This is a genomic window from Streptomyces sp. CA-294286 (assembly GCF_050947155.1).
Classification (GTDB): domain Bacteria; phylum Actinomycetota; class Actinomycetes; order Streptomycetales; family Streptomycetaceae; genus Streptomyces.
The window spans coordinates 6,119,382-6,134,061 of the sequence record NZ_CP192005.1 but is presented as its reverse complement, the minus strand read 5'-3'; the positions used below and the strand labels follow the sequence as shown (position 1 = coordinate 6,134,061).

At 70.6% G+C, this 14,680-nt stretch carries 17 protein-coding genes; all 17 read left to right on the top strand.

Going from position 1 to position 14,680, the window contains the following annotated elements:
* Nucleotides 1-326 precede the first annotated feature (326 nt).
* Nucleotides 327-1,457 carry a hypothetical protein gene (locus ACQPZG_RS31705; RefSeq protein ID WP_433549119.1) on the top strand — a complete coding sequence of 377 codons (1,131 nt, stop codon included), beginning with the start codon at nt 327-329 and terminating at the stop codon, nt 1,455-1,457.
* A gap of 106 nt (nt 1,458-1,563) precedes the next feature.
* Entirely contained in the window at nt 1,564-1,785 is a 222-nt protein-coding gene (locus tag ACQPZG_RS31700; protein WP_433549118.1) for a hypothetical protein, read from the top strand.
* A gap of 193 nt (nt 1,786-1,978) precedes the next feature.
* Nucleotides 1,979-3,121 (top strand): AAA family ATPase, encoded by a 1,143-nt coding sequence (locus tag ACQPZG_RS31695; protein WP_433549627.1) that lies wholly within the window; start codon nt 1,979-1,981, stop codon nt 3,119-3,121.
* A complete protein-coding gene (locus ACQPZG_RS31690; protein ID WP_433549117.1) occupies nt 3,118-4,914 on the top strand; it encodes a hypothetical protein in 1,797 nt (598 codons plus the stop codon). The genes ACQPZG_RS31695 and ACQPZG_RS31690 overlap by 4 nt, the downstream gene beginning before the upstream one ends.
* 34 nt (nt 4,915-4,948) lie before the next feature.
* On the top strand, nt 4,949-5,446 hold the full coding sequence (locus ACQPZG_RS31685) for a hypothetical protein (RefSeq protein WP_433549116.1): 498 nt from the start codon (nt 4,949-4,951) through the stop codon (nt 5,444-5,446).
* A gap of 108 nt (nt 5,447-5,554) precedes the next feature.
* Nucleotides 5,555-5,980, top strand: a complete 426-nt coding sequence (locus tag ACQPZG_RS31680; protein WP_433549115.1) for a hypothetical protein — start codon at nt 5,555-5,557, stop codon at nt 5,978-5,980.
* Nucleotides 5,977-6,861: a relaxase/mobilization nuclease gene (locus ACQPZG_RS31675; RefSeq protein WP_433549114.1), complete on the top strand. Its 885-nt coding sequence runs from the start codon at nt 5,977-5,979 to the stop codon at nt 6,859-6,861. Before ACQPZG_RS31680 ends, ACQPZG_RS31675 begins: the two co-directional genes overlap by 4 nt.
* 189 nt (nt 6,862-7,050) lie before the next feature.
* Nucleotides 7,051-7,551, top strand: coding sequence for a hypothetical protein (locus ACQPZG_RS31670; RefSeq protein WP_433549113.1), 501 nt, complete (start codon nt 7,051-7,053; stop codon nt 7,549-7,551).
* 158 nt (nt 7,552-7,709) lie between these two features.
* Nucleotides 7,710-8,969: an MFS transporter gene (locus tag ACQPZG_RS31665; protein WP_433549112.1), complete on the top strand. Its 1,260-nt coding sequence runs from the start codon at nt 7,710-7,712 to the stop codon at nt 8,967-8,969.
* Between the two features lie 21 nt (nt 8,970-8,990).
* Nucleotides 8,991-9,728 (top strand): hypothetical protein, encoded by a 738-nt coding sequence (locus tag ACQPZG_RS31660; RefSeq protein ID WP_433549111.1) that lies wholly within the window; start codon nt 8,991-8,993, stop codon nt 9,726-9,728.
* 57 nt (nt 9,729-9,785) lie between these two features.
* Entirely contained in the window at nt 9,786-10,007 is a 222-nt protein-coding gene (locus tag ACQPZG_RS31655; RefSeq protein ID WP_433549110.1) for a hypothetical protein, read from the top strand.
* Nucleotides 10,004-10,813 (top strand): DUF317 domain-containing protein, encoded by an 810-nt coding sequence (locus tag ACQPZG_RS31650; protein WP_433549109.1) that lies wholly within the window; start codon nt 10,004-10,006, stop codon nt 10,811-10,813. Before ACQPZG_RS31655 ends, ACQPZG_RS31650 begins: the two co-directional genes overlap by 4 nt.
* Nucleotides 10,810-11,058: a hypothetical protein gene (locus ACQPZG_RS31645; protein WP_433549108.1), complete on the top strand. Its 249-nt coding sequence runs from the start codon at nt 10,810-10,812 to the stop codon at nt 11,056-11,058. Before ACQPZG_RS31650 ends, ACQPZG_RS31645 begins: the two co-directional genes overlap by 4 nt.
* A 6-nt stretch (nt 11,059-11,064) precedes the next feature.
* The gene (locus tag ACQPZG_RS31640) at nt 11,065-11,664 is read left to right on the top strand and encodes a DUF317 domain-containing protein (RefSeq protein WP_433549626.1); all 600 of its coding nucleotides are present in this window, start codon (nt 11,065-11,067) and stop codon (nt 11,662-11,664) included.
* Nucleotides 11,665-11,748: 84 nt separating this feature from the next.
* On the top strand, nt 11,749-12,123 hold the full coding sequence (locus tag ACQPZG_RS31635; protein WP_433549107.1) for a hypothetical protein: 375 nt from the start codon (nt 11,749-11,751) through the stop codon (nt 12,121-12,123).
* A 156-nt stretch (nt 12,124-12,279) separates the two neighbouring features.
* Nucleotides 12,280-14,067 (top strand): type IV secretory system conjugative DNA transfer family protein, encoded by a 1,788-nt coding sequence (locus tag ACQPZG_RS31630; RefSeq protein ID WP_433549106.1) that lies wholly within the window; start codon nt 12,280-12,282, stop codon nt 14,065-14,067.
* Complete coding sequence (locus ACQPZG_RS31625; protein WP_433549105.1) at nt 14,064-14,525, top strand: XF1762 family protein; 462 nt, start codon at nt 14,064-14,066, stop codon at nt 14,523-14,525. Before ACQPZG_RS31630 ends, ACQPZG_RS31625 begins: the two co-directional genes overlap by 4 nt.
* The last annotated feature ends 155 nt before the right edge of the window (nt 14,526-14,680 follow it).

Sequence of the window (14,680 nt, the reverse complement as noted above, 5' to 3'; positions counted from 1 at the left end):
ATCGGCCCATTCGCTGAGTTGGTCCTGTGCCGGGCCGGCTTCGAAGCACACGCTGCGATACGCGGCTGGTGGTGGCATCTGCTTTTCGACCGGGGCCGCACCTGGGAGAACCAGCAGGCGTGCTACGCCGCCCGCATCCTCGCTGCGGCTCACCATCCGGTCACGCTCGGCCCCAGCCTCATCGCCACCGACGGACCACTCCGCTCCGCGGACTGCTGCACTCACTCCCGCCTACCCCGCCAGCCAGTCACCACGTCGGCCCTGACCGCAAGGATCGCCCTTTGGAAACGCCGCCCATTGACCCCCCGCACGATCCGGACCAGGCTTTGACCTTCTTTCAGGCGAAGTACGAGCAACTGCGTGCGGCTCACGCGGAGGAAGCCGACCGGCTCTACACGTCCCGAGGAGCACTCCACGACCGCGACGCGCTCCAGCGTTCCCTCGCCCGCCGCAACGCTGCCCTCGCCGAGTACGGCGCCCAGGTCCTGCTGCCGCACACCGCCACACTGCTTGCGCAGGCCCGCACCCGCCTATACGACCTCCCGACGGCTCGCCACCACACCGGATGGCGGCTGGTCCTGGAGGACCTCGACTACGCCGCCGACCAGGTACAGAAGCTCCTCTCCGTCGCCGGGCACGGAGAGAGCGCCGAGCAGCGGGCCCGGGCGCTGTGGCCCTACCTGGAGACCTGGGGCGACCGGAGCATGCTCCTGCGGGAACTGATTCACCAACCTGCCCCACAACCGCTCCCACAGCTTCCGCCGGAGCAGGAACACCAGCTCACCGAGTGGGCCCGCGCCGCCCGGACGCGCGGCTACCTGTCCCCGTACAGGTCCTGGTTCGAAGCCTCCGGCACTCAGATCACGCTGACCTACCAAGAGGACCCCGAGGACATCCCCACCTGCCTGGCCTTGGCGGGCGACATCGACAGCCCGCACATGCGGGTGATCGGTGCTTATGAGAACGACGACCAGGCCCTGACAGATCTCCCCCCGCCGATATCGCCGGGCACCCTTCGGCGCGGCCGTCCCGAGGTCCTCCGGAGCCTTGCGCCACCGGAGGCGGGGCTGCGAAACCTCATCCTCGACGTGGCCAATGCCCAGCACAGTTCAGAGTTCGCCGAAGCCATCTACACAGCCACCGCCCGCAACCCGGCTCCCAGTGCCGCAGCCGAGTTCTCTCAGTTCCTGGCCACCTGCGGTGAATGGGCCGACGCACTCGACACCCGCGAGGGGGTGCAGGCAGCCGAGAGAATCCGCCTCCTGTCATCCCAGTTCGCCCACGTGGTCCATGAACTCCTGCACCTGGCGGAGGGCTTGGAGGGTTCCTTGGCGATGCTCCCTCCGCACCGCACTCCACTCCCCCGCCACCTTCCCTCACCGAAGCCCGCCTTGAGCACCCACCTGCCAGGCACCCACGCCGCCCTCTCACCAGCCACCCCAGCACGGCGGCGCTGAATAGGCCACTCATACCGGGCCCGCCTCGCCTTCGCCTAACGCCCCACCACTTCCCGCCACCACCGATAGGAGATCCGCCTTGCCTGAAGCACCAGCAGAGCCGTTCATGACCATCCGACACTCCATCACCGGCGAGATCACCACCACCGGCTACAACGCCGCGGCCCGGCGGATCCTGCTCCAGTCCGGCTTCGAAGAGACGCCAGACTGCGCCTGCCGAACGACGGAACCCGGTACGGAGCAAACGCACGGGCCTGCTCGGCAGCCAGCGAGCTGTTCGTCGCCGGCCGTCCCGTGCGCCTGGAGCGAGCCCCCGGTCGGCCGGTGAGCGCCGACGGTATGCCGCGGTTGGCCCGGTCGCCGATGCCCGCACAGTCCGTGATCGCTCCGAGAGCGGCCGACCCCTCCAGCGTCTCGCCAACCCCGCCCGCACCTGCACCTGTTGAAGGGGGCTCGTTGTGACCACCCCCGGAACGCCTACCAGTCCGGCGCGCACCAAGGGCGGCGAACTTCGGGCCAAGGTGGCTCGGCTGTTGGCCGACCGGCCGGCGGACACGCTCACCATCGGGGACATGGCCCGGCAGCTGGGCCACTCGCACGGTGCCGTCCGCAATGCCGCCCTGACCCTGGTGCGACGCGGCGAGGCCGACCAGGGCGAGACCGGGCAACCTGAGTTCCGTGCGAACGCGAAGACCGCCGCAGCCGCGCAGGCCGCTGTGATCAGCCCACCGGGCACCTACTCTCCCCGCGCCCAGGCGGCCAGGGCCCGCACGACCATTCCCGCAGCAGCCACGCCGAAGCAGACCGGCCCGATCCGCCGCGCGGGGGGCCAGCTCTACCACCCCCGGGAATTGGCCGATCTGCCCGACATCGAGGCGCTGAACCGCCTGCGCGACGCCGATGTGCCGGTGCTGCTCTACGGCCCTCCGGGCACCGGCAAGACGTCGCTGGTGGAGGCGGCGTTCCCGGATCTGATCACCGTCGCCGGTGACGGCGACACCACGGTCGGCGACTTGATCGGCGAGTACACGCAGGCCGACAGCGGAGGCTACGTCTTCCAGTACGGTCCGCTGGTCACCGCGATGACTGAGGGCCGTGCCTTGCTGATCGACGACGCCACCTTGATCTCGCCGAAGGTCCTGGCGGCGCTGTATCCCGCGATGGACGGGCGCAGGCAGATCCAGGTCAAGGCCCACAAGGGCGAGATCATCAAGGCCGGGCCGGGCTTCTACGTGGTGGCGGGGCATAATCCCGGCGTCCACGGGGCGGTGTTGACGGAGGCGCTTGCGTCCCGGTTCAGCGTGCAGATCCAGGTCGGCACGGACTATGACCTCGCCGTGGCGCTGAGGATCGATGCCCGGGTGGTCCGGGCCGCCCGACACCTCGCCCGTCAAGTCGAACTCGGCGAGCTGGGCTGGGCACCCCAGCTGCGGGAACTACTCAGCTACCAGAAGACCGAGGCCGTTCTCGGCACCAACGCCGCGCTCGCGAACCTCGTCGGCATCGCTCCTGTGGAGGATCGCGACGCCGTCGCCGCCGCCGTCATCAAGACTGTCGGCGTCAAGAAGATCGAGCCCCTCACCCTCGGCAAGCAGCTCCCCGCCGCAGCCGCCCGGCAGCCCCCGGGCAGCACCCTCTCCGCGCACCGGGGCCGCCCGCGATGAGCACCCACCACCACGTCCAGCACCCCGCCACCACACCAGACGACGCCGACCTCGCGCGCTGGGACGACGACGGCGCCCCGCCCGCGCAACCCCGTTCCTGCCCTGCCGCCTGGCTGCGCGTAGGCGCCGAACTCGGCGACCGGCTGGTCGCCCTCTCCGGCCGCCAGGACCTCCTGGTCACCTGCCGCCCCGGCACCCGCAGCGGCGCACCCGCCGCGTACTACCCCGCTCTGGGCGAAGTCGAGTTCGACACCGGCCTGTTCGCCCCGCTCAGGCCCCACGAGATCCATCCGCGGATCCTGGGCGACGAGGAGCGGTATCCCGCCGCCTGGGGCGTGTTCGTCCACGAGGCCGCGCACGCGGCCCACTCCGTCTGGACGGAGCCTGCCGGAGCAAACCCCCGTGTCGTCGAGGCCGCGCTCCTGCTGGAGGAGAGCCGTGTCGAAGGCGCACATCTGATCACGCGGCCCACGGACCGCACGTACCTGCGCACCAGTGCCCGAACCCTGGTCATGCCCGACATCGCCCACCCCACCCTCAAGGGCATCGAACACGCCGCCGGCGTGGCGGCCCTGATCCTCGGCCGCCGGGACGCCGGCATCCTGGACGCCGGCGAGACCCGGGCCGTCGCCGATCTGTGCGAAAAGGTGCTGGGTGCAGACCTGCTGGCCACCCTCACCCGGATCTGGACCGCAGCCCACCAGTGCGCCGACCACGACGCCACGACCATGCTCGCGCACGGTCAAGAGTGGTGCGACGCTCTGGACGCCGCGGCCCCCGCCCGGCCCGTGCCGGAGAACCTCGCCGATCTGCTGTCCGGCGCCGTGGGAGTCGTCATGGACAGCACGGCAGCCACCGACGCCGCCGACCTCGCCGCGCAGGCCGCAGCCGCCACCGCCGTGGCCGCGCAGTCCACGGCACAGGCACAGGCTCGCGCCCAGCGGGCCGGCCAGCGACGCAAAGCCGCCGCCACCGCCAAGTCGGTCTTCAACACCCGTGGCACCACCGTCACCCCCGACGGCAAACCGGCGCCCAAAGGAAACCCGGTCACCGGCAGCCGCCGACCCACCGCCGCCGAGCAGAGTGCCGCCGCCCGTCTGAGCCGCGCCCTGCGGGCCGCCGCCTACCGCGAGCGGACCGAGGAACGGACCACCAGCCCCACCCCGCCCGGCCGCCTCAACATGCGCGCAGCCCTCGCCCGCGACGCTCAGCGCGCGGCCGGGTCGGTCCCCACCGCAGAACCGTTCACCCACACCCGCCGCCAAAACTCCCCCACCCCACCACTGCGCGTGGGCATCGCCGTCGACGTCTCCGGCTCCATGCGTGCCGCCTGCGCACCCGTCGCCTCCGCTGCCTGGATCGTGGCACGCGCGGCAGCCCTGACCGACCCCGACTCCCGTACCGCCACCATCGCCTACGACCAGCACCTGACCGCATTGGTCCGGCCCACCCACCGAGCACCAGAGCGCGTGACAACGTTCAATGCCAACGGCGGCCATCACAACCTCGGCGACGCCATCGACGCACTCGACCACGGCCTCGAACTCAGCCGCCCCGGCGCCGGCCGCCTCCTTGTGATCGTCACCGACGCTCAGTACGGCAGCGACGAAACTGCTCAAGCCGTCACCCGCGTCAAACAGCTCACGATCGCCGGCTGCGCCGTACTCCAGCTCACCCTCACCACAAAGTCCCGCCACTTGCCGGGGACCACCTTGCTGCACCTTCCCCACCCCTCCAGCGCTCCCGCCGCCATCGCCACGGCGGCCACAGACGCCATCCGCAGGACACGCTGAGACAACACAGAAAACAGAAAGCAGGAACAATTACGTGGCAATTCAGACTGTCTGGTCTATCGACCATGCATGTGGGCACGCCGACGAGCGTGATCTTTCGAGCCGCCCGGCCGACAAGCGGGCTTCCTTTGCCCGCTGGCTCGCCACTCAGGACTGCACCGACTGCTGGCGGGCCTCCCGCGAGCGCACCACGGTGCCCACGCAGGAGTGGCTGGCCGCCAAACGAGCCGAAGAGCAGCAGGCCGCTGCCGACTGGGCTGCCCAGTACGACATGCCGCCACTCGAAGGGTCCTCACGGGCGGTCCCGTGGGGTGAGCGGTGCCGCCACGCTTTGGTGGTCGCGGCGTACACCTCCCTTGTCGTCGAGGGGACCTGGAACGACGGTGACTGGGCTCTGACCGAGGAGAAGATCCGCACCGTCCTGCGGGCCGGATGGTGGATCGACCAGCGGGAGGCAACAGGTACTGACCTGCCCGAACTCCTCGATGCGGCGACGGTCAACGACCTCGGGAACGAGAACCCCTTCCGTTGAGCGAACGCTTTATAGCGCGGAATTCCTGATTTCGGAAAGCAGGGATTCTCCGGAGGATTGAAGTAATCCCCCCAACGTCCCGCGCACCCGTTCGTGGAAGGTCCCGCCGTGCCCGAAATCTCGCCCCGCTCACGTCCGCAGTACATCCCCGCGGACACCGTCACCCCCGCCCGCCGCATCACCCACGAGCACTTCAAGCCCCGCGACACGGTCGTCATCATCAAGGGCGTCGTCGGCGGAGAGCTGTACGGCGACCAGATGACGGTGGTGACCCCGTCCTGGCACACCCCCACCGACGAGGACGGCTGGCGGTTGCGCAACCCGGACGGCGGCCGGCACACCTACATCACCGCGCACCCCCGCTACCTCGTGCACACCCCCCGCAGATGCGCGGACTGCACGATCTACCTGCGCGCCCTGGAGGACCTGCTGCTACCGCCCCTCACCGGGGACCAGCAGATCGACTGCGGCTGGTACAGCTTGACCGCCCTCGACCAGCTCGTCCACGTCGACGACACCCGGAACAACAAGTGATACCGCGCCTTCACTCACGCACCCACGCCCCGCGCGCCCCGCTCAGCAAGGCCCTGGGCCGCCCGGTATCGACGGACGAGGGCCTGACGGAACACACCGTCGTCGCCCACTGGCCGGGCCTCGACCTCTTCACCGAGGACGACGAGCAGACGCTCTGGACGTCCGCCGAGTGGGCCGGGCATCTCGTAGACCCCCAGCTGCAGCATCCGTTCGCGGCCAGCCCGAAGGATGACCGGGGGGCGATCCTCCATGTTGAAGTCCGGCTCCATCCCGACGACCGGGCGCTGACCCGCCCCGAGTGGGCCGAGGCCGCCCTTCGTCTCGCCCGCGCCGCGGGCATTGAGGTTCCCGGGGACGACCGGGGCTGCCCGTGGATCGCAGTCCAGGGCCAGACCCAGCGTCTCGACCTGATCGCCAACCTGAACCGGCTCGACGGCACCTGGCACGACCCGCCGGCCAACGTCGTGAAACGCCTGTCCGCCGAGGCCCGCCGCCTGGAACGGGACCTGCATCTCATCCCTGTGCAGACGGGGTCTTTGCTGCGGTCCGCCGCCCGGCCCCTTCCCCCGGCATCCGCCCAACTGACATCGCTCTTGACGCAGCTCACCAAGGAAGACGTCGGTCTGCTGCCCCAGGTACGCCGGATCGTCGAGCACGCTTCCCTCGCCACGGATCAACTCAGCCCTCTTGCCGACGATTCCGCCCGGCGGCTGGACTGGGTTGCACGGCGCCTGTACCGCCTGACCGAGGACGTCGCCGAGATCGCTTCCACGCTCGCACCATCAGCCTCAGCCCCTATTGGCCCCCCTGCGCTGCGACAGACGGCCGCCACCCTGCCCCCCTCCCCGGCGGCTCCCGCCGGCGGGCGGCGCAGCCGATGAACGGAGTGACCCGTTTCCCTGTACGACCGCCAGATCGACATCCGCCGTGACCCGCATTCGGAGGAGGTACTGGCCCGGGGCGGCGACGTCGGAGCCGAGGCCCTTCTCCAGCGCAAGGGCTTCATCCTCGTCACCCGGGCCCACGAGCGGTTTCACCGCCTACCCCATGGCCTGGAGGTGGAGGAGGAGGTGCGACGTGCCTCTCAAGCGGTGGCGCTGCTGATCGGCCTCGGCTATCACGTCGCACACGAGGAAGCCCTCGCCCCCACGGGCCGGGAGCTGCACGATCTTCCGCTGGGTGCGCAAGTTGCTGCTCTCGCGCGGGACATACGCACTGCCGAGCACAGCGAGGACGTCACCGCAGCTCTGACCGAACTCGTCGCTCCGGGTGACGGCGTACTGCCTGCGGTCGTCAAAGTCCTCACCGAAGCAGCAGAGTTCCTCACCGGCCTCGGCCAGGATGCCGACCCCCACCATGCCAACCGGCTTCGCTATCTCGGCGAGTACATCGAGCGGGTGGAGCGGGAGCTCGTCGGCTACCGCAACGACTTCGCCGACCGCCACATGGCCCACCCGCTCCGGACTCCGTGCGCTCCCGTCGCAGAGGACGAGCGCGAAGCATCGGTGAGCCGTTACTGCCCCCTGCCCGCCAAGCCGCCTCCGGTTGCAGCTCCCCCGCGCCGCCGTTGAGGACGGCCACCGCCCGGCCGCTCTGCAAAAACGTCACGACCAGCCCCCAGCGCAAGCCCCTCTCTCGGTCCCCCCGTCGTACGGCATCCGCCCGGAGCGCATCCGAAGGCCGGTAGTCGACACCGGGTTATCGCCTCGATCACGAAAGCGCCTTCGCCTTGTCGACCACCCCGCCGGTCCCACGCTCGGCTCCTGCCCGTCCCGTCCTGGCGCAGCGGCACGTCGCCCGCCTACTGATCGGCACTCTGGTGGGGCGGCTGCCCACCGGCATGGTGCCCGTCGCTCTCATGCTGTTGGTGTCCGGGCAGGGCGGATCGCTCGCCGTGGGCGGGTTGTTGTGCGCGCTCTACGGACTCGCCTCCGCGTTGGGACAGCCGTTGCTGGGACGCCTCGTCGACCGGCGCGGCCAGACCCTCGTCACTGCCCTGGCCGTCCTCACAACGACGGCCTGTCTGCTCCTGCTCCCTCTGCTCGGCTTCGCCGCGCACCCGGCGTACGCCGCAGGACTGGTGGTGCTCGCGGGACTGAGCACCCCGCCGCTCGAAGCAGGGCTAAGAGCACTGTGGCCGGTAGTGCTGCCCGACCCGGTGCAGCAGCGTGCCGCACTCGCCCTGGATACCGGCTCCCAAGGGTCGATTTTCGTGGCTGGTCCGCCGCTCGCCGCCGTCCTGTGCGCCACTGTCGGCCCGACCGTGACGCTCGTCGTCAGCGCGGGCCTGGGGCTCCTGGGCGCCGCCCTCGTCGTGACCGCGCGGCCCTCGCGACAGTGGAGACCTGCACCCGGTACCGGTACGAACGGAATGCTCGGCCCGCTGCGCCACCGGGGCCTGCGCCGTCTCTTTCTCGCCCTGGCCGGCACCGGGTTCGCGCTCGGCGCCCTGAATGTCTGGGCCGTCTCCCAAGCCGCCGCCTACGACCTGAACATGCTGACCGGGGTCATTCCGGCCGCCTTGTCGGTCGGCAGCCTCCTCGGCGGTGCCCTCTACGGCCGCCGCGCCTGGCCCGGCTCGCTGGCCGCCCAGCTCACCTGCGCCGCCACCGCGTTCGCCGTGGCATGGCTGCCGCTGGGGCTGGCCGAGGGACCACTGCCCGCCATGCTCCTGCCCGTGCTGCCGGGCCTGTTCCTCACGGCCACCATCACCTCCGCCTTCCTCCTCGTGGACGCGCTCGCGCCCACCGGAACGCTCACCGAGGCATGTGCGTGGCTGATCGCCGCGGTCGGCGTCGGACAAGCCGCCGGCACCGCAGTGGCGGGAGCCGCCGCCGACCAGCCCTTCTACGCCGCCACCCTCCCCGCCGCCGGGGCTCTCGCCACCGTCTCCGTCCTCCTCATCGCCCACCGCTCGCTCGCTGTTCCCGGCTGGGCACCCCGCCGGGGCCGCCACCGGCGCGTCACCCCCCGAACCGCGTGCCTCTGACCTCGCCCAGGAGAAACCCAGATGACCACCCCCGGCCGTGACCTAGAGACCTTCGCGCAGGAACTCGCCCCGCTCCTTCCTGGACCGCCTTGGCGAGCCGAATACACCCGGTACACCCAGTACGAGGACCAGTTCCCGTACGCAGTCGGGCTGTGGGATACCAACCACCTCAGTGCCGCCATGGCCGACCTCGTCCTGGAGGACGGCGCCGTCCTCATCCAGGAGGCCGCTGGCACCCGGCTGTACCTCATCCGCCGCCCCCGGCACCCGGACCAGTTCCTCATCGGCGCCTACGCCCCCGAGGTGTTCGGCGTGGACGCGTTCACCAACGTCGACGCCCCGGACGGAATCGCCGTGCCCGACGACGCGCCCACGGCCGCGGACGCCGTCGCCCAAGACCTGCTCCTGCGCTACCAGGCAGCCCTCGCCCAAGTGCGCCGAGCACACGCAGGCCAGGCACCCGACGAAGTGACCTTGACGTGGTACGCGGACGGCGCGCTCGCCGCCCGCGCCGCAAGCGCCCGCGCCATGAACGTGCTGAACGCCAACGGGTTCCACTACAACACCGACGAACGCGCATACCTCCGGTCGGACACCGACCCCGCCTCCCAGGCCCGCCTCGTCCAGAAGCTGGGCGCGCAGCTGAACCAGCACGGCATCGGTTTGAGCATGCGCCACCCGCCGGAGACGGCCCTGCCGGAATTCAAGCCGGCCACGCCTCCCGCCCGTACCGCAATCCCGACGGCGCGCCGCCGCTGACTACGCCCGCACCCACAGCCGCACCATCCGACAGCTTCCTCCCCGCCCTCCCTTGAGGTGACCACCATCAGCAACCCGCAGCACCCCGCTCTGCCCGAGATCTCCGCCTCGCGCACTCCGCGTCTGGCCGTCGCCCTCTTCCGACGCTACCTCCGCGCCTGCACCGCAGGCGGCGCCACACGCACCAACCCGCTGGCCACCGGCCCCTTCGGCACCCTCGACGAACACCGCCGCCTGCTGCCCGCGCACCCGGCCCCCGCCCCGGGGAGGCCCGAATGAAGCGCAAGGCCCGCGGCTGGGACGCCAACGAACAGCCCCAGCAGCACTACCTCATCGAGCCCCGGCACCTCGCGGGCACCGGGGACGTGCGCTACCTCACCGAATACCTGCGCATCCTCGGCTGGAAGAACCGCTCGAAGTCCGGCGGCCCCCTTATCCTCACCAGCCCCGACCGCAACATCCGCCTGGGCTTCGATCCGAACGCCAACCCGGCCGGGTGGACTGTCTCGGCGCGGGCAACCAAGACGCAGCCCGCCTGGCACGCCACCCTGACCACCCAGGTCCCCGTCGAGATCATCGCCGGCCTCACCGACACGCTCGCCCAGCCGCAGACGCGGACCGCCCACGCCCCCAACGTGTGGGAGCCCCTCGAAGCCCAGAACTGGTCGACCGCCCAGGGCAAGCACTTCACCGCCACCAGCCCCGACCAGACCGCCATGGTCCAGTACCACCAGAGCGGCCCGAACACCGCTCACTGGTGGGCCGCGGCCCGCACCGAGCACGGCCAGGCATGGGACGTGATCTTCAGCCAGCACACCCCTATGCACCTCGTCCAGAACTTCACGGCCTCGCTCGCCGCCCCCTACCCCCTGATGCGCCCGCGCGGCGCGGTACCGGCCACCGACCGCATCCGCACCCGGTCGGTCTCCGTACTCCCCTCCGAACTCAGCCGCTTCCAGCAGGCACGCCTCGCAAGCGCCCGTGCCGCCGCCTGGGCCCGCAACCCCTGGGTCCGACGCGACCCCGCGTACGCCCAGCCCCCGCGGGCGTACGCCTCGGCGGGCGCCGGGGGGCAGCGCCGGTGAGCTCGCGTCACGTCCCGTACATCGTCAGCAAGGCCAACCACATGCGGTACCAGTACGCCACCAGCCCGCGTCACGCCGCTGGCATGGGCGACCCCCGGTACATCACCCGACCACTGCGGGCCGCGGGCTGGCGCAACTACTCCGAACCCGACTTCCCCCACGTCGTCCTGGCCAGTCCGGACGAGCACCATGCCCTCGTACTGGACCCTGAGGCCAACGATTCCAGCGCCTGGTGGCGCATCTAGTCGCAGCTGCCCGGCAACGACCACTGGCACGTCTCTTTCAGCGGAGCGACGCCCGTGGAGGTCATAGCCGGTTACACCGACGCCCTCATCCGCCCGAAACCAGCCGAACCTCCGGAGCCCGATTCCGTGTGGGCGCCCTTCGTCGAGGCGGGCTGGACGTTCGCCGAGAACAGAGAGGGGGATGAACGTACCGGCGTGCATCCGGACGGCATCATGCACATGTGCTGCCGGGTGGACGACTTCGATCTCCTCGACTTCCCCGACGACGGCAGCGTGATCTGGGATGCCGAAGCGAGGGTGCCTACCGGGGGCGGCGGTTATCGCTCCCTGTGGCGGGCTTACTTCAGTGTGAACACCCCGCTCTACCTCCTCGCCGGGTTCGCCGGGGCGCTCGCCAGTCCCGAACCGGTGCAACGGCCCCGGTACGAAGTGCCGGCCAGCTCGCTCGTCACCCAGATCCACAACGGTCCGCAGAGCGAGGAGCTCTTAGTCGCTCGCCGAAAGCGCGAGACGCAAGCGCGCGCTGTGGGGCGGGCGGCCCGAACTGCTGGGGCCCGGCCCCTCACACCACCTCGCGGGGGACCGGCCGCTGGCCGGGGCAGGTGAGCACGATGCCGAACTCCTGCGCCTGTAGCTCGGCGCGCCCGCTGACCGCGACGCACGCACCACCGCCCTCCCCTCTGGAGTTCCTTGTCCTCCCCTGTTGATCCACACGCCATCCGTGCTGCCACCGAGACCGTCGGTGGCGTCATCCGTGAACTGGAGGACGGCGTCCTGCCAGAGCGCGCCACCGTCCTGCTCGCCCAGGTCTTCGACCCGGACGTCGGCCTGCTCTCCCGGCTCTCGGCACTGCTCGACAGCACTGCTCACTACACGCAACGCCACGGCGCCCGCCCAGAGGTGCACCGGACATTCGGCGACGCCGCCGAGGACCTCCTCGCCCGCAGTGAAGACCTCGGTGAGGCCGTCCAACGCCTCGGCCAACTCCGCACCGCAGCGCCTCCGTACGCCGCCCCAGGGCTCCCGCCTGCTCCCGCATCCCGGGCTCCGTCGGTACGCCGATGACCGCACCATCCGACCTGCCGAAGCCACCTCCGCTCTGCAGCGCCGGATCGCGTCGCTGACCACCCAGCAGCCCGCAGCCAGCCCCCTCCGCTCCCGCCCGGCCCCCCGCCGCTTGCGCTGACGACTCCCCCCTCACACCCCCTGGACCCGGCCCGATTGCCCAACTCCGCCAATTCCAGCGACGGGTACGACTTCGCGTTCAAAGTCCTTCTCGGACTTGCCGCCGTCGCCGTTCCGCTGGCTCACCTCACCTGGCTCACAGGCAACACCACCGCCTGGCTCACCGGAACCCCCTTCGCCCCGTACGCGCCGACCGAAGCGCTCCTGCATCCCGACCGGCTGTGGCCCGCCCTCGGAAGCACCGCCCTCCTGATCGGGGCACGCACCGTGCCCATCACCCTCTTCCTCGTCCTGGCCGGACTCGGCGCCCTGCTCTGGTCGCGGCACCAGCAAGCCGGCGGCGGCAAGAAAAAGCGCATTAACGGCATGGCGAAGCCGAGGGACATCCAGCCCCTGCTCGCCGGGCAGATCACCGAGAAGGCACGCAGCCTGCGACCGAGCCTCAAGGACGCCAAGACCATCGCCCCCCAGGACACCGGAGTGCTCCTGGGCAACGTTCAACAGACAAAGCACGAGGTCCGCATGGGCTACGAGGACGTAGCCGTCGCGGTGATGGCCCCGAGATCCGGCAAGACGACCACCTTGGCCATCCCCGCGATCCTCAATGCCCCCGGTCCGGTCCTGCTCACCTCCAACAAGGCCGCGAACGATGCGTACACCAGCACGATCGAAGCACGGGCGAAGGTGGGGCGGACCTGGTCGATGGACCCGCAGCAGATCGCCCACGCCGACCGCCGCATGTGGTGGGACCCCCTGGCCAGTGCGAAAACCCTGGAAGGGTCAGGCCGCCTCGCCGGCCACTTCCTCGCCGCCTCGGTGGACGCCTCGCAGGCGAACGACTTCTGGAGCAAGGCCGCCTCCAACGTACTCAGCCAGTTGATGCTGGCCGCCGCGAACGACAACCGGCCGATCACCGACGTCATGGGATGGCTCGCCTACCCCGCCAACCGTGCACCGCTGGACATCCTGCGCGATCACGGTTTCGCCGGAGTCGCAGCCCAGCTGAAAGGCACCGTCGAAGGCCCGCCCGAGACGCGCGACGGCATCTACGAGACCGCGAGGCAGTACGCCGCCGCGCTGCTGAACACCGAGATCGCCCGCTGGGTCACCCCGCAGGACGACGTACCGGAGTTCAAGCCCGAGGAATTCGTCTGCTCGACCGACACCTTGTACCTCCTGTCGAAGGACGGCGGAGGCGGAGCCAGTGCGCTGATCGCCGCGTGCGCCGATGCCGTGATGCGCGCCGCGACCGTCGAGGCGGAACGTTCCGGCGGGCGCCTGGACCCGCCGATGCTGGCGATCCTCGACGAGGCCGCGAACGTGTGCAAGATCAGTGACCTGCCGGATCTGTACTCCCACCTGGGATCGCGCGGGATCATCCCCATCACCATCCTGCAGAGTTACCGTCAGGGGCAGAAGGTCTGGGGCGATGCGGGGATGGACGCGCTCTGGTCCGCGAGCACCATCAAGGTGATCGGTTCCGGTATCGACGACCCCGACTTCGCGGACAAACTCTCCCGCCTCATCGGCGATCACGATGTGGAGACCACTTCGACGTCGCACTCCGACTCCGGGAAGTCGACCAGCGTCTCCATGCGCCAGGAGCGCATCCTGCCCGCCGACGCGATCCGCGCCCTGCCCAAGGGTTCCGCCCTGCTCTACGCCACCGGCATGCGCGTCGCGATGCTCGACCTGCGCCCCTGGTACCTGGAGCCCGGCGCCGCCGAACTGTCCGCCGCGTCCGCCCGCGCCTCGAAGGCGATCACCGCGCGGGCCCTCAGCAAGTCGACGCCCACACGCGCCGACTTCAAGAAGGCCGCATGAGCAACAGCCGCCTGCACCTGGTGCCGGTCCGGTCCCGCGAGGCAAAGGAATTCGTCCGTACCTGGCACCGCCACCACCCGCCGCCCGTCGGCCAGATCTTCGCTGTCGGCGCCGCGGACGACGCCGGCACCCTGCGGGCCGTGGCCGTCGTCGGCCGCCCGGTGGCCCGCCACCTCGACGACGGCACCACTCTCGAAGTCACCCGGACCGCCACCGACGGCGTGCGCAATGCCAACTCCCTTCTGTACGGGGCTGCCTGGCGGGCAGCGAAAGCCCTCGGATACCGGCGCCTGATCACCTACACGCAGGCGGGCGAGAGCGGAGCATCCCTGCGCGGGGCGGGCTGGCGCCTGATCGCCGCCCGGCCGCCCCGGCGGGGTTGGCACGCCGCATCCCGCCCGCGGCCCGGCCACGGCAACGACCACACCGCCCGCTTCCTCTGGGAAGCCCGCCCCTGAACCTCACATCTGGACACCCGCTGCACCACTACGAACCCACCGACCTCGAAGTCATCACCCCGCTCCAGGCCCTCGACGCCGTACTCGCCGACATCCGCGATTACCCCGTCACAGCCAGCAACACTGGGCTCTTCCACGCCACCCGGCACATCGGG

Coding starts and splice junctions, on each gene's coding strand:
- ACQPZG_RS31650 (WP_433549109.1), top strand. CDS start 10,004: ATGAAGCGCAAGGCCCGCGGCTGGGACGCCAACGAACAGCCCCAGCAG.
- ACQPZG_RS31625 (WP_433549105.1), top strand. CDS start 14,064: ATGAGCAACAGCCGCCTGCACCTGGTGCCGGTCCGGTCCCGCGAGGCA.
- ACQPZG_RS31700 (WP_433549118.1), top strand. CDS start 1,564: ATGACCATCCGACACTCCATCACCGGCGAGATCACCACCACCGGCTAC.
- ACQPZG_RS31690 (WP_433549117.1), top strand. CDS start 3,118: ATGAGCACCCACCACCACGTCCAGCACCCCGCCACCACACCAGACGAC.
- ACQPZG_RS31660 (WP_433549111.1), top strand. CDS start 8,991: ATGACCACCCCCGGCCGTGACCTAGAGACCTTCGCGCAGGAACTCGCC.